Origin of the sequence: Erwinia sp. JUb26 (genome assembly GCF_003751505.1) — a bacterium.
Taxonomy (GTDB): Bacteria; Pseudomonadota; Gammaproteobacteria; order Enterobacterales; family Enterobacteriaceae; genus Erwinia.
This window is the reverse complement of record NZ_RJVB01000007.1, coordinates 123,337-144,904: the sequence shown is the minus strand read 5'-3', so window position 1 is coordinate 144,904 and position 21,568 is coordinate 123,337. Positions and strand designations below refer to the sequence as shown.

Below are 21,568 nucleotides of genomic sequence, written 5' to 3'. Positions count from 1 at the left end.
CAATGTTAGGTAAATTAACACTGGATGCAGTGCCCCTTCACGAGCCGATTATCGTTATTACGGTAGCTGCCATCATTCTTGGTGGTATGGCGCTTGTGGCTGCAATCACTTACTTCGGTAAGTGGAACTATCTTTGGAGCGAGTGGCTGACCTCTGTCGACCACAAAAAACTCGGTATCATGTACATCATCCTGGCCTTCGTCATGCTACTGCGTGGCTTTGCCGATGCGGTGATGATGCGTAGCCAGCAGGTGCTTGCCTCTGCCGGTGAAGCCGGATTCCTGCCACCGCACCACTACGACCAGATCTTCACCGCTCACGGCGTGATCATGATCTTCTTCGTAGCGATGCCGTTTGTTGTTGGTCTGATGAACATTGCTGTTCCTCTGCAGATCGGCGCACGCGACGTGGCCTTCCCGTTCCTGAACAACCTGAGCTTCTGGTTCACCGTTGTCGGTGTGGTACTGGTTAACCTGTCACTGGGCGTGGGCGAATTCGCTCAGACCGGCTGGCTGGCTTACCCACCACTGTCCGGCGCGGAGTACAGTCCGGGAGTCGGGGTTGACTACTGGATATGGAGTCTACAGTTATCCGGTATTGGTACGACATTAACAGGTATTAACTTCTTCGTTACTATCCTGAAGATGCGTGCGCCTGGCATGACCATGTTCAAAATGCCGGTGTTCACCTGGGCTTCACTCTGTACTAACGTATTGATTATCGCCGCGTTCCCGGTTCTGACCGTGACCCTGGCACTGCTGACGCTTGACCGTTATCTTGGTTTCCATTTCTTTACCAATGATATGGGCGGCAACATGATGATGTACGTCAACCTGATTTGGGTTTGGGGTCATCCGGAAGTTTACATCCTGGTTCTGCCAGTCTTTGGTGTGTTCTCCGAAATCGTTGCTACCTTCTCTAAAAAGCGTCTGTTTGGTTACACCTCTCTGGTGTGGGCAACGGTAGTTATTACCATTCTGTCCTTCATCGTTTGGCTGCACCACTTCTTCACCATGGGTGCGGGTGCGAACGTTAACGCCTTCTTCGGTATTATGACGATGATCATCGCCATCCCGACCGGTGTTAAAATCTTCAACTGGCTGTTCACCATGTATCAGGGCCGCATTCAGATGCACTCTGCGATGCTGTGGACCGTTGGCTTCCTGGTCACCTTCTCCGTAGGTGGTATGACCGGGGTTCTGCTGGCCGTGCCGGGTGCTGACTTCGTTCTGCACAACAGTCTGTTCCTGATTGCTCACTTCCATAACGTGATTATCGGTGGTGTGGTATTCGGTTGCTTCGCCGGGGTGACCTACTGGTTCCCTAAAGCGTTCGGCTTCACGCTGAATGAAAAATGGGGTATCCGTGCGTTCTGGTTCTGGATTATCGGCTTCTTTGTTGCCTTTATGCCGCTGTACGCACTGGGCTTCATGGGTATGACGCGTCGTATCAGCCAGGATATCGATCCTCAGTTCCACACGCTGCTGGTTGTGGCTGCCTTCGGTGCTGCGCTGATTGCCTGTGGTGTTGCCTGCCAGCTGACTCAGTTCTACGTTTCCGTTCGCGACCGTGAACAGAACCGTGACCTGACCGGTGACCCATGGGGCGCGCGTACGCTGGAGTGGGCAACCTCTTCACCACCGCCGTTCTATAACTTCGCCGTTGTTCCTCACGTTCACGAGCGCGATGCGTTCTGGGAAATGAAGGAAAAAGGTGAAGCTTATAAACAGCCGACGCACTATGAAGAAATTCATATGCCGAAAAACAGCGGCGCCGGTATCATCATTGCTCTGTTCGCTACCCTGTTTGGTTTTGCCGCAATCTGGCACATCTGGTGGCTGGTGGGTCTGTCCTTCCTGGGCATGATCGTGACCTGGATCGTGAAGAGCTTTGACGAAGACGTGGATTACTACGTTCCTGTTGCCGAAATCGAAAAAATCGAGAATCAGCACTTTGACGAAATTAGCAAAGCAGGTCTGAAAAATGTCAACTGAAACTCTGGCTAAACACCACGACGACGCCCATGGGGACCATGGGCATCACGATGCGGGCGCCAACAAGATCTTTGGCTTCTGGATCTATCTGATGAGCGACTGCATCATCTTCGCAACCCTGTTTGCGACGTATGGTGTGATGGTAAACAACACCGCCGGTGGCCCGGCAGGCAAAGATATCTTTGAACTGCCGTTCGTACTGGTTGAAACCGCACTGCTTCTGTTGAGCTCCATTACCTACGGTTTTGCAGTCATCAACATGAACAAAGGTCAGAAAGGCGCCGTTCTCGGCTGGCTGTTCATGACCTTCCTGTTCGGTGTGGGCTTCATCGGGATGGAAATCTATGAATTCCATCACCTGATCAAAGAGGGCTTCGGCCCGGATCGTAGTGGCTTCCTGTCGGCATTCTTCACGCTGGTTGGTACCCACGGTCTGCACGTGACCTCTGGCCTGATCTGGATGCTGGTACTGATGTTCCAGGTGTCCAAGCGTGGCCTGAACGATACTAACCGCGCACGTATCATGTGTCTGAGCCTGTTCTGGCACTTCCTGGATGTGGTTTGGATCTGCGTGTTCACCATTGTTTACCTGATGGGAGCCATGTAATGAGTCATTCTGTAAACGAACATGGCGGCGCGTCTCACGGTAGCGTGAAGTCATACATGATCGGCTTTATCCTGTCGATCATTCTGACCGGTATCCCGTTCTGGATGGTCATGGACGGCGGTGCTTCTAAAGCGGTTACGCTGACTGTGGTTCTGGTGTGTGCGGTTGTTCAGCTGCTGGTTCACCTGGTGTACTTCCTGCACCTGGACAGCAAGTCCGAGGGCGGCTGGAACATGGTTGCTATCGTCTTCGCGGCGATCATCATCCTGATTGTTGTTGTCGGCTCTCTCTGGATCATGTGGAACCTCAACTACAACATGATGACCCACTAACAGAGCTACTGTGATGATTAAGCGATACCTGCAAGTAACAAAACCAGGGATTATTTTCGGGAATTTAATTTCTGTTATCGGGGGATTCCTGCTGGCTTCTAAAGGCAGCATTGATTACTCCCTGTTTCTCTTCACCCTTGTCGGCGTTTCGCTGGTGGTGGCATCGGGTTGTGTTTATAACAACTACATCGACCGCGACATCGACAAAAAGATGGAGAGAACCAAGAATCGGGTGATGGTCAAAGGCCTCATCTCGCCGAAACTGAGTCTGGTTTATGCGACCGTTTTAGGTATTGCTGGCTTTGCGATGCTGTATTTCGGAGCAAATCCGCTGGCCATGTGGCTGGCGGTGATGGGTTTCGTGGTTTATGTCGGCGTTTACAGCCTGTACATGAAGCGCAACTCCGTCTACGGCACCCTGATTGGCAGCCTGTCCGGCGCGGCACCTCCGGTGATCGGCTACTGTGCGGTTTCCAATCAGTTCGACGCCGGCGCGTTGATCCTACTGGCTATCTTTAGCCTGTGGCAGATGCCGCATTCCTATGCGATTGCTATCTTCCGCTTTAAAGATTACCAGGCAGCCAACATTCCGGTTCTGCCGGTGGTGAAAGGCATTTCCGTGGCGAAAAACCATATTACGCTGTATATCCTGGCGTTTATGATTGCCACACTGATGCTGACGCTGGGTGGCTATGCCGGATATAAATATCTGGTTGTCGCTGCGGCGGTAAGCGTCTGGTGGCTGGGTATGGCACTGTCAGGTTACAAAACCTCAAACGACCGCGTTTGGGCACGTAAGCTGTTCGTGTTTTCAATCGTTGCCATCACCGCGCTGAGCGTGATGATGTCCGTCGATTTCATGACCCCAGCCTCTAAAGATCTGCTGACTTACGTCCGGTAAGCAAAGCTGCATCACGATATAAGGGCGCGATTTCGCGCCCTTTCTTTTTGTTACGACTTCTTCGCAAGTAATGTTTTACCCGCCCTCCCCTCGCACATAAACTATGCGCACTAAATGCATGAGGTAGTAATGAACGATAATAAAATGACCCCGGTCGAGCTTCGTGCTACCTGGGGCCTGGGGACGGTTTTTTCCCTGCGTATGCTGGGTATGTTTATGGTCTTACCGGTCCTCACTACTTACGGCATGGCTTTACAGGGCGCCAGCGAGGCGTTAATCGGGCTGGCCATCGGCATCTACGGTTTAGCCCAGGCCGTGTTCCAGATCCCCTTCGGTCTGCTTTCCGATCGTATTGGCCGCAAGCCACTGATTGTGGGCGGGCTGCTCATCTTTGTACTGGGTAGCGTGATTGCCGCGTTAAGCACGTCAATCTGGGGCGTGATCCTCGGCCGTGCGCTGCAGGGCTCGGGCGCGATAGCCGCCGCGGTGATGGCCCTGCTCTCCGATCTGACGCGTGAACAGAACCGCACCAAGGCGATGGCCTTTATCGGCATCAGCTTTGGCATCACCTTCGCGATTGCTATGGTGTTGGGTCCTGTCATTACCAATGCGTTCGGCCTGCATGCGCTGTTCTGGATGATTGCCGTGCTGGCAAGCTCTGGCATTGTGATCACCCTGCTGGTGGTGCCTTCCGCGTCCAGTCACGTGCTCAACCGCGAGTCGGGCATGGTGAAAGGCAGCTTCCGCGACGTGCTGGCAAACAGCCGGCTGGTAAAACTGAATTTCGGCATTCTCTGCCTGCATATTTTACTGATGTCGAGCTTCGTCGCACTGCCGGGCCAGTTTGAACGCGCGGGCTTACCGGCCGCCGAACACTGGAAAGTGTACCTGGTGACCATGCTCATCGCCTTTGTCAGCGTAGTGCCCTTTATTATTTACGCCGAAGTGAAACGCCGGATGAAGCGCGTGTTTATCTTCTGCGTGGCGCTGATGCTGGTGGCGGAAGTCGTCCTCTGGCTGGCAGGCGGCCATTTCTGGACGTTGGTTATCGGCGTGCAGCTGTTCTTTGTCGGCTTTAATCTGATGGAAGCCATTCTGCCGTCGCTTGTCAGCAAAGAGTCCCCTCCCGGCTTCAAAGGGACCGCCATGGGGTTGTACTCAACCAGCCAGTTTATCGGTGTGGCGATCGGGGGCAGCATGGGCGGATGGGTATTCGGTCACTTCGACGCGCAGAGCGTGTTTGTGGTGGGTGCGGTGATCGCCGCTATCTGGCTGGTGGTCAGCATCACCATGCAGGAACCGCCTTACGTCAGCAGCCTACGTATTACGCTGGACGCCTGCACATTAGAGAAAAATGAACTGGAGCAGAAGCTGAAAACGGAACCGGGCGTCACGGCGGTGTTTATCGTGCCGGAAGAGCAAAGTGCCTACGTTAAAATCGACAGTAAGGTCACCAGCCGCGCCACGCTGGAAAAACTGATAGTTTCAGCGACGTAAACACGCCCCAAAACCACGAAATGCACCATCCTGCCACCGGGTCGGTGCCAGCCTTAAGGCCCGCACGCCGCTTCGAGTGCGGATTTAAGCTTGAGCCGTTACACGCAAACCGGCTCGGTAACAGGGGCCGGCTTGCTATTCCGCGTCCGCCCCTCTGAGTGGGGAACGCGGGCAGGCACATCACGCCGTCATCAAACGGCGAGCCAATCAGTCGCGGAAGTTTTTAAACTGGAACGGCTGACCCAGTTCGCCCTTACGCACCAGCGCCATGGCGCCCTGCAGGTCATCACGTGACTTACCGGTAACGCGCACTTCATCGCCCTGAATCTGGGTTTGTACCTTCAGCTTGCTGTCTTTAATCAGCTTCACCAGCTTTTTCGCCACGTCGCTCTCAATGCCTTTTTTCATTTTGGCATCGACGCTCCAGTTTTTACCGCTGTGTTCGATTTCATCCGGCACATCCAGCGCCGCATTTTCAATGCCGCGTTTCAGCAGTTTTTCCTGCAGGATATCCAGCAGCTGCTTCACCTGGAAGTCTGACTCGCTGGCAACCTTGATGGACTCGTTCTTCTCGTTCAGCTCAAAGCTGGCCTGGACGTTACGGAAATCAAAGCGGGTGGCGATTTCGCGGTTGGCGTTTTCAACGGCATTACGCACTTCCTGCATGTCAATTTCGGAAACGATATCGAAAGATGGCATGATCTATTCTCCTGAGACTAAAGTGACAGGCATAATACCTGCTTGCCACGGGTAAATAAAACTGCGGACGCTGAAAGCTATAATAATCAACAGATGCGCGGGTAAACTGTTTAACTCACCCCGCCGCGGGGAGGAACAATGAAAATTACCGTACTGGGATGCGGAGCTTTAGGGCAGATCTGGCTTGCTGCTCTTGAACAACAGGGACATGAAGTTCAGGGCTGGTTAAGGGTTCCACAACCTTACTGTTCTGTAAACGTGATTGATTTGCACGGCTCCACTATCAATAAAACACTGATCGCTAACGATCCGACCTTCCTCGCCAAAAGCGATCTGCTGCTGGTGACGTTAAAGGCGTGGCAGGTGTCTGAGGCCGTAAAGAACCTGCAGTTTATCCTGCCGGAGAACTGCCCGGTACTGCTGCTGCACAACGGTATGGGTACGCTTGATGAACTAAAAACGCTGCGCCAGCCGCTGCTGCGCGGCGTTACTACACACGCGGCAAGGCACGACGGCACGGTAGTGGTCCACGTTGCCTCCGGGATCACCCACGTTGGTCCGATTTCCCCTGACGCCGTAGCAATGAGCGATCTTGCGGAAACGCTGCACGCCGCGCTGCCGGATGTGGCCTGGCACAACAACGTTGCCTCGGCGGCGTGGCAGAAGCTGGCGGTGAACTGCGTGATTAATCCGCTGACCGTATACTACGACTGCACTAACGGCGAGCTGGTGGATCACCGCGAAGAGATTGACGCACTCAGCAACGAAGTGGCCGCCGTAATGGAACGCGAGGGCCAGCATATCTCACGTGAATGGCTTATCGACTACGTGATGGATGTGATCCGCAGCACCGCAGGTAACACCTCCTCGATGCTGCAGGATATCCGCGCCCAGCGCCGTACGGAAATTGACTATATTAACGGCTACGTGATCCGTCGTGCCCGCGCCCAGGGCCTGACAACGCCGGAGAACAACCGTCTTTTTGAATTTATTAAGCGAAAGGAACAAGATTATGACCGCGAACGCATCGGTGCTGGTTTGCCTGGCACCTGGGAGTGAAGAAACCGAAGCCGTTACCACCATCGATCTGCTGGTGCGCGCGGGTATTCGCGTCGTCACCGCCAGCGTGGCCGAAAATGGCGATCGTGAAATTGTCTGTTCACGCGGAGTCCGCCTGCTGGCGGATGCGCCACTGGTACAGGTGGCCGACGACGAGTTCGACGCCATCGTTCTGCCCGGTGGCTTAAAAGGCGCCGAGTGTTTTCGCGACAGCCCGCTGCTGGTCGAGGCGGTACGGCAGTTTCACCTGTCCGGCCGCATCGTAGCCGCCATGTGTGCCTCACCGGGAACCGTACTGATCCCACACGATCTGTTCCCGGTAGGCAATATGACCGGCTTCCCGGGTCTGAAAGAGACCATTCCCGAAGGAAAATGGATGGATCGCCGCGTCGTCTGGGATCGAAGAGTGAATCTGCTGACCAGCCAGGCACCGGGCACCACCATTGATTTCGCCCTTAAGCTGATTGATTTACTGGTAGGTAAAGATAAAGCGCGTGAGGTTGGCGAACAGATGGTGCTGGCAGCGGGAATTTACGACTATAAAGATTAATCAACATCCGTTGATGTCAACTCGCTGAGTGACTGGCGATACGACTGCAAAATGACACTCATCAAGCGTAAACAACGCTGGCGAACGTGATTTTATTGCAGCGCGGATATCCGAGATTCTTCTGAGAGATCTGGATATCCGCAGCTGGACAGATGGGATTTGGCAACAGCGTGCTGCCATCCCGTATTTTAAGGACGATAGATCTTAACGTTAGTGAAGCCCTGTTCGTGCAGATACAGCGCCTGCAGACGGCTCATTACGCCGCGCTCGCAGTACAGCAGCCAGGTTTTGGTCTGATCGAGATCGCCAAACTGGGTGCCCAGCTTGTAAAACGGCAGGGATTTCACCTCAACGCCTTCAACCTCAAGCGGCCGGGCTTCCTGCTCGTCGTTGGAGCGGATATCCAGTACCGCGTCATTGGCACCCAACGACGCCACGGTTTCCACTTCCACGACTTCTTCCTGAGTCTTCTCGGCGATCTGGCGGATATCGACGTTAGTTGCTTCTTCCACCATGCGGTCAAGAATAGCGAAATCGAAGTTCTGTTCTTCCGCTTCAATTTTCGCCTTCACCGCCTTCACCGTCGGGCTCTTCGAGATCACGCCACAGTATTCCGGCATGGTGCGGGCAAAGTCTTCCGTCCCGATTTCACGCGCCAGATTAATGATGTGCTCTTTATCGTGCGAAATCAGCGGGCGCAGGATCAGGGTATCGCTGGCGTTATCAATTAAACGCAGGTTGGTCAGTGTCTGGCTGGAAACCTGGCCCAGCGCTTCGCCGGTGACCAGCGCCTGTACGTCGTAGCGTTCGGCCACTTTCGAGGCCGCACGCACCATCATGCGCTTCAGCACCACGCCCATCTGGCCATCGTCCACTTTTTCCAGGATTTCGCCGACCACCGGCTCAAAGTTGATCGCCACAAAGCGCACGCGATGCGAACTGCCGTAGCGTTTCCACAGATAGTGGGCCACCTGGCGCACGCCGATCTCATGAGCGGCCCCGCCCAGGTTGAAGAAGCAGTAGTGAACGCGGCAGCCGCGGCGCATCAGCATGTAGCTGGAAACGCCGGAGTCGAAACCACCGGAAATCAGCGACAGCACATCTTCCTGGGTGCCGATTGGGAAACCACCGATACCTTCAAAGCGGCCGGTGATTAGCAGCAGGCGGTCGTCTTCAATTTCCAGATTAACCGTCACGTCCGGGCGGTTCAGCTGCACGCGGGCGGAAGCCACGTGCTGGTTCAGGCCGCCGCCAACATAGCGTTCTACGTCCTGCGAGCTGAATTCATGCTTGCCGCGGCGCTTAACGCGTACGCAGAAAGATTTCCCTTCGATGCGTTCGCGGTTCAGTTCCAGCGTCTGCTCAAAGATGTTATGCACATCGGTGTAGGGGCGATCTTCAACTTCCAGAATATGGTGGATACCCGGAATGCGCGTCAGCTCACCGATGATGATCGGGCGCTGGCTTTCGTCGCGCGCACGCACTTCGATATGGTCCCAGTGGCGCACCACGGCAAGGTTTTCATCGTAGTGTTTAAGTACATTGCGAATGTTTCCGGTCAGGATTTTGATAAAACGCAGGCGTACGGACTGGCTTTTGATGGTGATTTCTGGGAATAACTTAATGATAAACTTCATGGTGGCATGGGTTCGCTAGGCAATTAAGTGCTGAAACGAATGGCACTTAGCTGGTAAAATCAGGGTCTTGCAAAAGGGCTCATGGCCTTTGCATTCAGGCGCAGCAGTATATCATCTTTGCCCGACAGGTGCTTATTCATCTGCTGCCTGCCTGCTACTCAACCGTAAAATTATTCTGTTCCCGCGCACATATCGCGTGATGGTCAATGGAAAGATGACGGGTATATTTTGCTAATCATTTCGAGTCGGATACCATACGTCATTATCCGTTGATAGCTATGACAAGTCAGGATCACACATGCCGAAAAAATCCGAACAGCCTGCCAGCTTTGAAAGCTCACTGCAGCAGCTGGAACAGATCGTCACCCGCCTCGAAAGCGGCAATCTTCCGCTGGAAGAGGCGCTGAATGAATTCGAGCGCGGCGTCCAGCTGGCGCGCACCGGCCAGCAAACCCTGCAGCAGGCCGAACAGCGGGTACAAATCCTGCTGAGCGACGATAAAAACGCCGATCTGACGCCTTTTACCCCGGAAAATGACTGATGGATTTCATCGCATTACAGCAGGCGCACCATCAGCGCGTGAATACCGCTCTGCAGGGATTCATCGCCGCCCTGCCTTTTCAGAGCACTCCGCTGGTAAATGCCATAGAATATGGCGCATTATTAGGAGGGAAAAGGCTGCGTCCTTTCCTGGTTTACGCCACCGGACAGATGCTGCACGCCGATGACAGCGCCCTGGATGCGCCTGCAGCGGCCGTTGAATGCATTCATGCCTATTCCCTGATTCACGATGATTTACCCGCCATGGATGACGACAGTCTGCGCCGTGGGCAACCGACCTGCCACATTAAATTTGGTGAGGATACGGCGATCCTGGCGGGCGATGCCCTGCAAACGCTGGCCTTTTCCATTCTGGCCGATGCCCCAATGCCCGGCGTGACTGCAGAGTTCCGCATTGCGATGCTTTCCGAACTGGCGCAGGCCAGCGGCGTCGCGGGGATGTGCGGTGGACAGGCGCTGGATCTCGCCGCAGAAGGTAAGCGAAGTGATTTAGCTGCACTTGAGCAGATCCACCGCCATAAAACCGGTGCGTTGATCCGTTCGGCCGCGCGCCTGGGCGCGCTGGCCGCAGGTGAAAGGGGCCGTAGCGCTCTGCCTGCACTCGATCGCTATGCCAGTGCCATCGGGCTGGCATTCCAGGTTCAGGACGATATTCTGGATGTGATAGGTGATACCGCCGTGCTCGGCAAACAGCAGGGAGCCGATCAGCAGTTGGGCAAGAGCACGTACCCGGCACTGTTGGGGCTGGAGGGAGCACGGACAAAAGCATGGGATCTCTATCAGGAGTCTCTCAGCGCATTAGAAACGCTGGCCGCGCAATCCTATAATACCACCCCGTTACGGGCGCTGGCCGGCTTCATAATTGAACGCGATAAATAGCCATAATGAGTCACTGATGAGTTTTGAACCTGGAAAATACCCGACGCTGGCGCTGGCATGCACGGTGCAAGAATTACGTCTGCTACCGAAAGAAAGCCTGCCCAAACTCTGTGATGAGCTGCGCCAGTATCTGCTCGACAGCGTGAGCCGCTCCAGCGGCCACTTTGCTTCGGGTTTGGGCGTTGTTGAGCTGACCGTTGCGCTGCACTACGTCTACAACACGCCTTTCGACCAGTTAGTGTGGGACGTTGGCCATCAGGCCTATCCGCATAAAATCCTGACCGGGCGACGCGATCGCATCGGGACGATTCGTCAAAAAGGCGGTCTGCACCCGTTCCCGTGGCGCGATGAAAGTGAGTACGACGTGCTGAACGTCGGCCACTCTTCAACGTCTATCAGCGCCGGGCTGGGCATGGCCGTTGCCGCTGGGAAAGAAGGCAAGGATCGTCGTACCGCCTGCATTATTGGCGACGGGGCGATTACCGCCGGTATGGCGTTTGAAGCGATGAACCATGCGGGCGATATCAAAGCCGATCTGCTGGTGATCCTCAACGACAACGAAATGTCGATTTCCGAAAACGTTGGCGCACTGAATAACCGCCTGGCGCAGCTGCTTTCCGGCAAAACCTACGCGCGCCTGCGTGAAGGCGGCAAAAAAGTGCTGACCGGCCTGCCGCCGATTAAAGAGCTGGTGAAACGCACAGAAGAGCACCTGAAAGGCATGGTGGTTCCCGGCACGCTGTTTGAAGAGCTGGGCTTTAACTATATTGGCCCGGTAGACGGCCACGACGTGCTGGCACTGGTGCAGACCCTGCGCAATATGCGTGCCCTGAAAGGGCCGCAGTTCCTGCACATCATGACCAAAAAGGGCAAGGGCTACGCCCCGGCCGAGCAGGATCCGATTACCTGGCACGCGGTACCGAAATTCGATCCGGCCAGCGGCCTGCTGCCTAAAAGCGCCGAAGGTCTGCCGTCCTATTCAAAAATCTTCGGCCAATGGCTGTGTGAAACCGCCGCTCAGGACGAAAAGCTGATGGCGGTGACCCCAGCAATGCGCGAAGGATCGGGCATGGTGACCTTTTCACGCGAATACCCGAAACAGTATTTCGACGTGGCAATCGCCGAGCAGCACGCGGTGACGTTTGCGGCCGGTCTGGCCATTGGAGGCTACAACCCGGTCGTGGCGATCTACTCGACATTCCTGCAGCGCGCTTACGATCAGCTGATCCATGATGTGGCGATTCAGAAGCTGCCGGTGCTGTTTGCCATCGATCGCGGCGGCATCGTTGGTGCCGACGGTCAGACGCATCAGGGTGCATTCGATATCGCCTTTATGCGCTGCATCCCGAACCTGGTGATCATGACGCCAAGCGATGAAAACGAGTGCCGCCAGATGTTCTACACCGGCTATCACTATCAGGACGGCCCGAGTGCGGTGCGCTACCCGCGCGGAACCGGAACCGGCGCCACCATCGAGCCGCTGGCTTCCCTGCCGCTGGGCAAAGGAGTGGTGAAACGTCAGGGCGAGAAGCTGGCGATCCTCAACTTCGGCACCCTGTTACCGGAAGCTGCCGCTGCCGCTGAAGCGTTAAACGCCACGCTGGTGGATATGCGCTTCGTTAAGCCGCTGGATGATGCGCTGATTCTGGAACTGGCAGCGACTCACGATGCCCTGATTACGCTGGAAGAAGGCGCGATTAAAGGCGGTGCGGGCAGCGGCGTGAACGAACTACTAATGGCGAAGCGCAAACCGGTGCCGGTACTGAACCTCGGCCTGCCGGACGTGTTTATTCCCCAGGGCACTCAGGAAGAGATCCGCACCGACTTCCAGCTGGATGCCGCCGGGATCCAGCAGCAAATCGCCGGATGGCTGCAGCAGTAAACATCCTGTGCTCCCCCGTCCTTCGGGGGAGTTCCTCACCTGCTATGCTTACGCAACGATAAATAGCAGGAGTCGCCATGAAAACCATTCAGTTAGCGAACACCGACCTGACCGTTTCACGCCTGAGCATGGGCTGCATGACCTATGGTGAACCCGATCGCGGCAACCATGCCTGGACGCTGCCGGAAGAGAGCAGCCGCCCGCTAATCAAACAGGCGCTGGAAGCAGGCATTAACTTCTTTGATACCGCCAACAGCTATTCTGACGGCAGCAGCGAAGAGATCGTCGGTCGTGCTCTGCGCGACTTCGCTCGCCGCGATGAAGTCGTGGTCGCCACCAAAGTGTATTTCCCGATGAGCAATATTTCCGGCGGCCTGTCGCGGAAAAACATTTTGCAGTCAATTGATGACAGCCTGAACCGGCTGGGCATGGAATACGTCGATCTGCTGCAAATCCATCGCTGGGACTACGATACGCCGCTGGAAGAGACGCTGGAGGCGCTGCACGACGTGGTGAAAGCGGGTAAAGCACGCTATATCGGTGCCTCTTCCATGTACGCCTGGCAGTTTGCCAAAGCGCTATATACCGCCGATCGCTACGGCTGGACGCGCTTCGTCAGCATGCAGGACCAGTACAATCTGATCCAGCGTGAAGAGGAGCGGGAAATGCATCCGCTGTGCCTCGCAGAGAATATCGCTGTGCTGCCGTGGAGCCCGCTGGCGCGAGGACGACTGACCCGACCATGGGGTGAAACCACCGCACGTTCAGTCTCAGATAAATACGGCCAGACGCTGTATACCAGCAATGAAGATAACGACGCCGCAATTTCCGCCCGCGTTGAAGCGATTGCCCACAGCAAAGGCGTCAGCCGCGCGCAGATCGCGCTGGCCTGGCTGCTGAGCAAACCGGCGGTCAGCGCGCCGATTATTGGCGCATCGCGCAGCGAACAGCTGGCCGATCTGGTTAAGGCAACGGCAGTGGAACTGACTCAGGAAGAGATTATCGAGCTGGAAAGCGTTTATCAGCCGCACCCGGTTGTTGGGTTCGAGTAAGCATGCCCTGCTGCGTCTGAGGTGGATGTCAGCTTAATCTGTTGGCGTGATGGCGTGATGATTTAACAAATAGCAGGAGTATTGAAACAGGACGATAATCTTTTCGTCCTGTTTCGGGCAGGCTTTCCAATCGGGATTACATTCATCCCGATCGGTGAATTACATCAGCCAGTATTGACCGGCCAGGTAGAGGATCGCGGCAGAAACAATCCCGGCTACGATGTCATCCACCATGATCCCCATGCCGCCGTGGACGTTACGGTCAAACCAGCGGATCGGCCACGGCTTCCAGATATCAAACAGGCGGAACACCAGGAAGCCCGCCAGCACCCACTGCCAGCTATTGACCGGGATCGCCATCAGCGTGATCCACATGCCGATGAACTCGTCCCAGACGATGCTGCCGTGATCGTGAATGCCCATATCCTTCGCGGTGCGATGGCAGAGATAGACGCCGATACTGATCCCCAGCAGCAGCACCAGCACGTAAAGATCCTGCGGTAGCAGGTTCAGCAGATACCAGAAGGGGATCGCCGCAATCGAGCCCATGGTGCCGGGCATCCACGGGCTGAGGCCGCTGCCAAAACCGGTCGCCAGCAGATGCCAGGGGTTACTCATCTTCAGGCGGCTTTTCGCCACATCTTTTTCACGCGCCAAAATGGTCAAATCCTTTATGGTTAAACTCCACGACTTTGTCGTTCTGCAACAGAACCAGTCCCTCTGACTGCGGGCCCATCTGACCGATACAGGTAAACGGTACGCCAAGATAGCCGAGCGCCACATCCAGCGCGCCGCGATTGATTTCCGGCACGGTGAAGCACAGCTCGTAATCTTCGCCGCCGCTCAGTGCCCAGTGCAGGCACTGCTCGGGGCTGAAGTGCTGCTTCAGCGATGCTGACAGCGGCAGCGCATCCAGATTGATCCGCGCACCGCAGTCGCTGGCCTTCAACACGTGGCCAAGATCGGAAATCAGCCCGTCGGAAATGTCGATCGCCGACGTTGCCAGATCCCGCAGGGCCTGGCCCTGCAAAATACGCGGGATCGGGCGCAGGTGCCGCTTGAGTAAGGCCTCATGCGCCGAGGGATCGCTCAATTCAGCCTGCCCCAGCAGCAGCGCCAGACCGGCGGCACTGTCACCGAGCGTGCCGGTGACGTAAATCCAGTCACCGATGCGCGCGCCGGAACGACGCAACGCCCTGCCCTGCGGCACAAGGCCATGGATCCCCAGCGTCATGCTGAGCGGGCCACGCGTGGTATCGCCGCCGATCAGCTGCATATCGTAATAGTCGAGCAGCTCAAACAGGCTGTCGCTGAAGCTTTCCAGCCAGCTTTCATCCACATTCGGCAACGTCAGGGCAAGGGTCAGCCACGCGGGATCGGCGCCCATTGCAGCAAGGTCGCTAAGATTCACCGCCAGCGCTTTGTAGCCGAGGTCGGCCGGATGGATATCGGTAAGGAAATGGATGCCAGCTACCAGCGTATCGGTACTAATCGCCAGAGACTGTTTTTCAGGTACGCTCAGCAGGGCGCAGTCGTCGCCAATACCTTTTTCGACATCGCGACGGGAGCTTGTTACACGATCAAAGTAACGTGCTATCAGTTCAAATTCGCCACAAGCCATAGTGCATTCCGGGAGTAAAAATAAGAGGCCGGGTTAGCGGCCTCTTGAGAGATTATTTGCGGTTAGGACGGATCTGCGGAGCGGCTTTATCCAGCACGCCGTTGACAAACTTATGGCTGTCTTCAGCACCGAACACTTTCGCCAGCTCGATCCCTTCATTGATGGCCACTTTGTAGGGAACATCTGAACGCTTGCTCAGTTCAAACAGAGAAATACGCAGGATTGCCTTTTCTACCTGTCCCAGCTCTTCCAGCTGGCGTGACAAATAGGGTTTCATCAGGCCGTCGAGGTATGCACTGTTAGTTGCAACGCCGCCGACCAGCTCACGGAAATAATTGATATCGACGTCTTTAACGTCCTGTTCCGCCAGAAACTGGTATTCGACATCAGCGATGTCGTTTTTGGAGATCTGCCACGAGTAAAGTGCCTGAACAGCACATTCACGGGCGCGGCGACGAGCAGCAGGTTTCACGAAATTCCCCTTAAATCAGGCTTTGATGGCTTTTAATACGTTAATCATTTCCAGTGCGGTCAGGGCTGCTTCAGCACCTTTATTACCCGCTTTGGTTCCGGCACGTTCAATGGCCTGCTCGATGTTTTCAGTCGTCAGCACGCCAAAGGCAACCGGGATATCGCTGTTCATGGCAACGCTGGCCAGGCCAGAGCTGGCCTCACCTGCCACATATTCGAAGTGAGCGGTGCCGCCACGGATAACGGTACCCAGCGCCACAACGGCATCGTGCTTACCGGCATTTGCCAGCGCGCGTGCGGTCATTGGCAGCTCGTAGGCACCCGGAACCCAGACCACGGTGATATTTTCATCTTTCACCTGGCCAATACGTTTCAGGGCATCAATCGCGCCGCTCAGCAGGCTGTCGTTGATAAAGTTGTTGAAGCGCGCAATAACCAGGGCAACGCGCGCATCAGGAGTAGCAACAGCAGCTTCAATAACGTTCATAAATCTTCCTTTCAGGGTTCTGTTTGGCCCCGCAGGGGGGCGGATTCTATCACACTCTTTATCCGTCTGCTTGCTTTTGCGCAAACGGAAGCGCAGGCAAAATCATCAGCGGAGGATGACCGTCAGCTCAACGGTATCGCGGCGTCAGCGTCAGGCGCACATCCGGGCCCACCTGGCGAACGTCGCTGAAGACAAACTCCGGCGCATCGGCCAGCCGCTCCAGCCCGGGCAGCTGGCACAGCCCGCGGCCCGCATCCCCCAGCAGCTTCGGTGCCAGATAGACGATCAGCTCATCCACCACGCCAGCCTGTAACAGCGCACCGGCAAACTGTGCCCCGGCTTCCACCCAGACGCTGTTAATTTGTTTTTTACCCAGCAGCATAAACATCGAGACCAGATCGAGCCGGTCATTGTGGCGCGGCACGCTAAACTGGGTGACATTTTCCGGCCAGGACTGCGCATCGATTTCATTACGCGCCAGCCAGGTTTCCCCGGATTGTGCAATAAGTCGGTGCTGCGGCATGACGCGATTCTGGCTGTCGACGATAATTCTCACCGGCTGGCGCAAATCCTCTGCGGCATAGCGCGAACGAGTGCAGGCATCCAGCTCATCGTAACGCACCGTCAGCGACGGGTTATCGGCCAGCACGGTCGCGCTGGTGCTGAGAATGGCGGAACTTTGCGCCCGCAATCGCTGCACGTCGCGTCGTGCTTCAGGCGAGGTGATCCACTGGCTTTCACCGCTGGCCATGGCCGTGCGGCCGTCCAGCGAAGCCCCGAGCTTTAGCTGCACCCAGGGGAAACCGGTACGCATGCGCTTGAGGAAACCCCGGTTCAGCGCTTCCGCTTCCTGCATCATCAAGCCGTGACTGACCTCGATACCGGCCTGCTGCAGACGATAAAGCCCGCGCCCCGCCACTTCCGGGTTGGGATCCTGCATCGCCGCCACCACCCGGCTGACGCCTGCGGCAATCAGCGCGTCGCAGCAGGGCGGCGTACGGCCGTGATGGCTGCAGGGTTCGAGGGTGACATAGGCTGTGGCACCGCGGGTTTTATCTCCCGCCATCCGCAGCGCATGCACTTCCGCATGTGGCCCACCGGCGCGCCGATGATAGCCCTCACCGACGATTTCGCCGTCACGGACAATAACGCAGCCCACGTTTGGGTTGGGTGTGGTGGTAAAGCAGCCTAGGCGCGCCAGCTCAAGCGCCCGCGCCATATAGAATTCATCACGCATCGCATCAGTCCTGTAAGCGGGCGATCTCTTCGCCAAATTCCCGAATGTCTTCAAAGCTGCGATAGACCGAGGCGAAGCGGATATAAGCGACTTTATCCAGCTTTTTCAGCTCGTCCATCACCAGGCTGCCAATCAACTTGCTGGCCACTTCTCGCTCGCCGGTCGCGCGCAGCTGGCTTTTGATATGGCTGAGTGCGGTTTCAACCGCGTCGGAGTTAACCGGGCGCTTCTCCAGCGCTTTCATCAGGCCGCTGCGCAGCTTGTCTTCATTAAACGGTTCACGCACGTCGTTGCTTTTCACCACGCGTGGCATTACCAGTTCGGCGACTTCGAAAGTCGTAAAGCGCTCATGACACACCAGACACTGGCGGCGGCGACGCACCGACGTCCCTTCCCCCACCAGACGGGAGTCGATCACTTTGGTATCCACGGCGGAACAGAATGGGCAATGCATGATGCGTCCTGATAATCCTTGAAATTGACGGTTAGTGTAACGCGAACCAGGCCGCCTGCCAAAGCCACGCCGCGCAAAACTGCATGACTTTATGCGGCCCGCACCGCAAAAGACAGCTTTTCGGGGCAGGCTATTCAGACCGCTTTGCTCTAAGATAAAAGCAAATGTTCATCGGAAGGAAATGAATAATGACAACGGGTTATCTGAAACTGTCACTGATCGCGTCGCTGCTGGCGCTGGCCGGTTGCTCCAGCGCACCGTCGCAGCCGAAAATCAGCCAGCTACATAACGAAGTCGGCAAACTGAGCAAGGAAATGCGTCAGCTCACCCGACAGGCCAGCGCGCTGGAACAGCAGGGGCATCTTAACAGCGGTGCCGCTCAGGGTGCCTGGCTGCTGCCTCTGGCGAATACCGGGGTGATACTCAAAAGCCAGGCGGGCGATCTGAAGCTGTCGCTAAGCCACATTCAGTCTGAAGCCAACGGCACCCGTGCCACCCTGGATATTCATGCCACTGGCGATGCGCCACTGCCGCCGTTCAGTGCAGAGGTTGAATGGGGCGAATTGGATAGTGCCACCGGTCAACCGTTGAGTATCAGCAGCCTGTCGCAAAAAATTGAGGTCACCAGCGCGCTGTTACCGCGCGGCCAGGTCAGCGTGTCGCTGCGGCTGAGCAGTCTGTCGCCGGAACGGCTGGGCTACGTGCGGATACACGATGTGGTGCTGACGCCGTCAGCCACGGCGGAAAGTACGCCATAAAAAAAGGGCCACGCAATGTGGCCCTTCGTTTTATGGCTGTTCAACCATATGGCTGTTCAACCATTAAGGCAGAATCGAAGGCTGATCTGCGCCCTCTTTCTCCACTTTTTGCTGGATCATATGCTCGCGCTTCATGCCCAGTTTCAGCGCCAGCGCTGAAGAGACATAAATCGACGAGATAGTACCGATGGTGATACCGATCAGCATGGTCAGGGAGAAGCCTTTCAGCAACTCGCCGCCGAAAACGAACAGGATCATGACCATCGCCAGCGTCGTTGCCGAGGTGATAATGGTACGGCTCAGCGTCTGCGTCAGGGAGACGTTGGTGATATCGTAAGACGATCCGCGACGGATTTTGCGGAAGTTCTCACGAATACGGTCCGATACCACGATCTTATCGTTCAGCGAGTAACCGATAACCGACATCAGTGAGGCCACGATTGTCAGGTCGATCTCAACATGGAACAGCGAAAGCAGCCCCATAGTGATCACCACGTCGTGCGCCAGCGCCAGCACGGTGCCCAGCGCCAGACGCCATTCGAAGCGGAAACCGATATAAAACAGGATGGCAATCAGCGCGGAAAGCAGCGCCATGCCGCCTGCCGTTGCCAGATCGCTACCCACGGTCGGCCCAACGAACTCAATACGCTTTACGGTCGCATGCTGCTGGGTGGTGTCATTAATCACCGCCAGCACCTTGCTGCCCAGCTCCTGGCCCGCATTGCCTTCGTTCGGTGACATACGCACCATCACATCACGGCTGCTGCCAAAGTTCTGCACCTGCGGTTCTGCGAACCCGGCTTTCACCAGGCTTTCGCGCATCACGTCCAGATCGGTTGGGTTTTCCAGGTTGATCTCAATCACCGTACCACCGGTGAAATCAAGCCCCCAGTTAAACCCACGCACACCGATAATCGCTACCGAGATAATCAGCAGCAGACCAGAGATGATGAACGCCAGCGTATCCCAGCGCATAAAGTCGACGACTTTACGCCCGTGATTCATTTGTTCAACACTATGTTCCTGTGACACAACGCACTCCTCAGATAGACAACTTGTTGATGCGTTTGCCGCCGTACATCAGATTAACGATGGCACGGGTGCCGATAATCGCGGTAAACATGGACGTTGCCACACCGATCGCGGTGGTGATAGCAAACCCTTTAATCGAGCCGGTACCCACTGCGTACAGAATGATAACTTTAATCAGCGTAGTAACGTTGGCATCAACGATACTGGAGAACGCACCTTTATAGCCTTCATGGATCGCCTGCTGAACGGAACGCCCGTTGCGCAGCTCTTCCTTTATTCGCTCATTTATCAGTACGTTAGCATCGACCGCCACCGCCAGCGTCAGGACGATACCGGCAATTCCCGGCATCGTCAGCGTCGCGCCCGGCAGCAGGGACATGATACCCACAATCAGCACCAGGTTTGCCAGCAGTGCGCTGGTCGCCACCAGACCGAATTTCTTGTACCACACCACCATGAAGATGATCGAAGCGATCAGACCCCACAGGCAGGCTTCCAGACCCTGAGTGATGTTCTGTGCACCCATGGTTGGACCGATGGTACGTTCTTCGACAATCTGGATTGGCGCAATCAACGCACCGGCACGCAGCAGCAGCGACAGCTGACGGGCTTCGTTCGGGTTATTGATGCCGGTGATACGGAAGCTGTTACCCAGGCGAGACTGGATGTTCGCAACGTTGATCACTTCTTCCTGCTTCACCAGAATCGAACGGCCGTTGGCGTCTTTCTTCCCGCTGTCTTTGTATTCAACAAACAGGGTAGCCATCGCCTTACCGACGCTGTCTTTGGTGAAGTTGGACATGATGTTACCACCAGCGCTGTCCAGGGAAATATTAACCTGAGGCTGGTTGTACTCATCCATGCTGGAGGTGGAGTCGGTAATGTGGTCACCGGTGAGGATCACGCGTTTGTACAGCACGACCGGCTGGCCATCGCGCGTTTCCTTCACTTCAGAGTCGCCCGGTACGCGGCCGTTTGCGGCGGCGGTGGCATCCACGCTGGTGTTAACCAGACGGAATTCCAGCGTTGCCGTAGCACCGAGGATCTCTTTCGCACGCGCCGTATCCTGAATACCCGGCAGTTCAACCACGATGCGGTCCGCACCCTGACGCTGTACCAGCGGCTCAGCAACACCCAGTTGGTTAACGCGGTTACGCAGGATGTTGATGTTCTGCTGTACCGCATATTCACGGGCTTCACGCAGACGTTCGTCACTCATCACGGCGGTCAGCGCATTGCTGCCGCTATTGCTAATAACCAGGTCACGATGACGACCCGTCAGATAGCTGACTGCCTGATTACGCGCATCCGCATCGCGGAAACGAATTTCCATGCCGTAGTTATCGGTTTTGCGAACGTTAACGTAAGGAATATTTTTATCACGCAGATCGCTACGCAGGTTATCGATATTCTGCTCCTGGAGTTTACCCAGAGCGGTATCCATATCGACTTCCATCAGGAAGTGAACGCCGCCGCGCAGATCAAGACCGAGTTTCATCGGCTCGGCATTCAGCAGGGTCAGCCATGTCGGAGTAGCCGGCGCAAGATTAAGCGCCACAACGTAATTCTCGCCAAGAGCCTTCATAATTGCTTCACGGCCGCGCAGCTGCACGTCGGTGTTAGCAAAACGCGCCATGATAGCGCCGTTTTCCAGGGCAATAGATTTGCTCTGGATATTATCTTCTTTTAATGCGTTTTGGATCTGAACCAGCGTTTGCTCACTGGCGGCGCTTCCGCGCGCGCCAGTGACCTGAACAGCCGGATCCTCACCATAAAGGTTAGGCAGTGCATACAGCAGGCCGACGAGTAATACGACGACCAGCATGATGTACTTCCATAAAGGATAACGGTTTAACAC

Annotated in this window: 22 protein-coding genes; 12 read left to right on the top strand and 10 right to left on the bottom strand. The window is 55.8% G+C overall.

Annotated elements, in window-relative coordinates; genetic code table 11:
- The first annotated feature begins 2 nt into the window (after window positions 1-2).
- From cyoB to EC836_RS18095, 5 genes are all read left to right on the top strand, one after another.
- Window positions 3-1,994 carry a cytochrome o ubiquinol oxidase subunit I gene (gene cyoB / locus EC836_RS18115; protein ID WP_123335685.1) on the top strand — a complete coding sequence of 664 codons (1,992 nt, stop codon included), beginning with the start codon at window positions 3-5 and terminating at the stop codon, window positions 1,992-1,994.
- Window positions 1,984-2,601, top strand: coding sequence for a cytochrome o ubiquinol oxidase subunit III (locus EC836_RS18110; protein WP_123335683.1), 618 nt, complete (start codon window positions 1,984-1,986; stop codon window positions 2,599-2,601). The genes cyoB and EC836_RS18110 overlap by 11 nt, the downstream gene beginning before the upstream one ends.
- Complete coding sequence (locus EC836_RS18105; protein WP_105590791.1) at window positions 2,601-2,933, top strand: cytochrome o ubiquinol oxidase subunit IV; 333 nt, start codon at window positions 2,601-2,603, stop codon at window positions 2,931-2,933. The genes EC836_RS18110 and EC836_RS18105 overlap by 1 nt, the downstream gene beginning before the upstream one ends.
- A gap of 13 nt (window positions 2,934-2,946) precedes the next feature.
- The gene (cyoE, locus tag EC836_RS18100; protein ID WP_123335681.1) at window positions 2,947-3,834 is read left to right on the top strand and encodes a heme o synthase; all 888 of its coding nucleotides are present in this window, start codon (window positions 2,947-2,949) and stop codon (window positions 3,832-3,834) included.
- A gap of 129 nt (window positions 3,835-3,963) precedes the next feature.
- On the top strand, window positions 3,964-5,331 hold the full coding sequence (locus EC836_RS18095) for an MFS transporter (RefSeq protein WP_123335679.1): 1,368 nt from the start codon (window positions 3,964-3,966) through the stop codon (window positions 5,329-5,331).
- Window positions 5,332-5,538: 207 nt separating this feature from the next.
- Here EC836_RS18095 and EC836_RS18090 read toward each other — a convergent pair whose 3' ends face one another.
- Window positions 5,539-6,030, bottom strand: coding sequence for a YajQ family cyclic di-GMP-binding protein (locus EC836_RS18090; protein ID WP_123335677.1), 492 nt, complete (start codon window positions 6,028-6,030; stop codon window positions 5,539-5,541).
- Window positions 6,031-6,168: 138 nt separating this feature from the next.
- Between EC836_RS18090 and panE the strand changes: the two genes are divergently transcribed.
- Both panE and yajL read left to right on the top strand, forming a co-directional pair.
- Entirely contained in the window at window positions 6,169-7,089 is a 921-nt protein-coding gene (gene panE / locus EC836_RS18085) for a 2-dehydropantoate 2-reductase (RefSeq protein ID WP_123335675.1), read from the top strand.
- Window positions 7,043-7,639 (top strand): protein deglycase YajL, encoded by a 597-nt coding sequence (gene yajL / locus EC836_RS18080; RefSeq protein WP_123335673.1) that lies wholly within the window; start codon window positions 7,043-7,045, stop codon window positions 7,637-7,639. Before panE ends, yajL begins: the two co-directional genes overlap by 47 nt.
- 188 nt (window positions 7,640-7,827) lie before the next feature.
- Here yajL and thiI read toward each other — a convergent pair whose 3' ends face one another.
- Window positions 7,828-9,276 carry a tRNA uracil 4-sulfurtransferase ThiI gene (gene thiI, locus EC836_RS18075; RefSeq protein WP_123335671.1) on the bottom strand — a complete coding sequence of 483 codons (1,449 nt, stop codon included), beginning with the start codon at window positions 9,274-9,276 and terminating at the stop codon, window positions 7,828-7,830.
- Window positions 9,277-9,574: 298 nt separating this feature from the next.
- Here thiI and xseB point away from each other — a divergent pair, with 298 nt between their 5' ends.
- The 4 genes from xseB to EC836_RS18055 all read left to right on the top strand — a co-directional run bounded on the left by xseB (window position 9,575) and on the right by EC836_RS18055 (window position 13,650).
- Window positions 9,575-9,817: an exodeoxyribonuclease VII small subunit gene (gene xseB, locus EC836_RS18070; RefSeq protein ID WP_123335669.1), complete on the top strand. Its 243-nt coding sequence runs from the start codon at window positions 9,575-9,577 to the stop codon at window positions 9,815-9,817.
- Window positions 9,817-10,716: a (2E,6E)-farnesyl diphosphate synthase gene (ispA, locus tag EC836_RS18065; protein ID WP_123335667.1), complete on the top strand. Its 900-nt coding sequence runs from the start codon at window positions 9,817-9,819 to the stop codon at window positions 10,714-10,716. The genes xseB and ispA overlap by 1 nt, the downstream gene beginning before the upstream one ends.
- 16 nt (window positions 10,717-10,732) lie before the next feature.
- Window positions 10,733-12,598 (top strand): 1-deoxy-D-xylulose-5-phosphate synthase, encoded by a 1,866-nt coding sequence (gene dxs / locus EC836_RS18060; RefSeq protein WP_123335665.1) that lies wholly within the window; start codon window positions 10,733-10,735, stop codon window positions 12,596-12,598.
- A gap of 77 nt (window positions 12,599-12,675) precedes the next feature.
- Window positions 12,676-13,650 (top strand): aldo/keto reductase, encoded by a 975-nt coding sequence (locus EC836_RS18055; RefSeq protein ID WP_123335663.1) that lies wholly within the window; start codon window positions 12,676-12,678, stop codon window positions 13,648-13,650.
- A gap of 159 nt (window positions 13,651-13,809) precedes the next feature.
- Here the strand turns inward: EC836_RS18055 and pgpA are convergent, their stop codons facing one another.
- The 6 genes from pgpA to nrdR form a co-directional block, all read right to left on the bottom strand.
- Window positions 13,810-14,316, bottom strand: a complete 507-nt coding sequence (gene pgpA / locus EC836_RS18050) for a phosphatidylglycerophosphatase A (protein WP_199735230.1) — start codon at window positions 14,314-14,316, stop codon at window positions 13,810-13,812.
- Window positions 14,297-15,271, bottom strand: a complete 975-nt coding sequence (gene thiL / locus EC836_RS18045) for a thiamine-phosphate kinase (protein ID WP_123335659.1) — start codon at window positions 15,269-15,271, stop codon at window positions 14,297-14,299. Before thiL ends, pgpA begins: the two co-directional genes overlap by 20 nt.
- Window positions 15,272-15,323: 52 nt before the next feature.
- Window positions 15,324-15,743 (bottom strand): transcription antitermination factor NusB, encoded by a 420-nt coding sequence (gene nusB, locus EC836_RS18040; RefSeq protein ID WP_105590778.1) that lies wholly within the window; start codon window positions 15,741-15,743, stop codon window positions 15,324-15,326.
- A gap of 15 nt (window positions 15,744-15,758) precedes the next feature.
- Window positions 15,759-16,229 carry a 6,7-dimethyl-8-ribityllumazine synthase gene (ribE, locus tag EC836_RS18035; RefSeq protein ID WP_123335657.1) on the bottom strand — a complete coding sequence of 157 codons (471 nt, stop codon included), beginning with the start codon at window positions 16,227-16,229 and terminating at the stop codon, window positions 15,759-15,761.
- Between the two features lie 127 nt (window positions 16,230-16,356).
- Window positions 16,357-17,466, bottom strand: coding sequence for a bifunctional diaminohydroxyphosphoribosylaminopyrimidine deaminase/5-amino-6-(5-phosphoribosylamino)uracil reductase RibD (ribD, locus tag EC836_RS18030; protein ID WP_123335655.1), 1,110 nt, complete (start codon window positions 17,464-17,466; stop codon window positions 16,357-16,359).
- 4 nt (window positions 17,467-17,470) lie between these two features.
- On the bottom strand, window positions 17,471-17,920 hold the full coding sequence (gene nrdR, locus EC836_RS18025; RefSeq protein ID WP_123335653.1) for a transcriptional regulator NrdR: 450 nt from the start codon (window positions 17,918-17,920) through the stop codon (window positions 17,471-17,473).
- Window positions 17,921-18,108: 188 nt separating this feature from the next.
- Here nrdR and EC836_RS18020 point away from each other — a divergent pair, with 188 nt between their 5' ends.
- Complete coding sequence (locus EC836_RS18020; RefSeq protein ID WP_123335651.1) at window positions 18,109-18,678, top strand: DUF3251 domain-containing protein; 570 nt, start codon at window positions 18,109-18,111, stop codon at window positions 18,676-18,678.
- Between the two features lie 63 nt (window positions 18,679-18,741).
- Here the strand turns inward: EC836_RS18020 and secF are convergent, their stop codons facing one another.
- Together secF and secD are read right to left on the bottom strand one after the other, a co-directional pair.
- Entirely contained in the window at window positions 18,742-19,683 is a 942-nt protein-coding gene (secF, locus tag EC836_RS18015) for a protein translocase subunit SecF (protein ID WP_370348172.1), read from the bottom strand.
- Window positions 19,684-19,720: 37 nt separating this feature from the next.
- Window positions 19,721-21,568: a protein translocase subunit SecD gene (gene secD, locus EC836_RS18010; RefSeq protein WP_123335647.1), complete on the bottom strand. Its 1,848-nt coding sequence runs from the start codon at window positions 21,566-21,568 to the stop codon at window positions 19,721-19,723.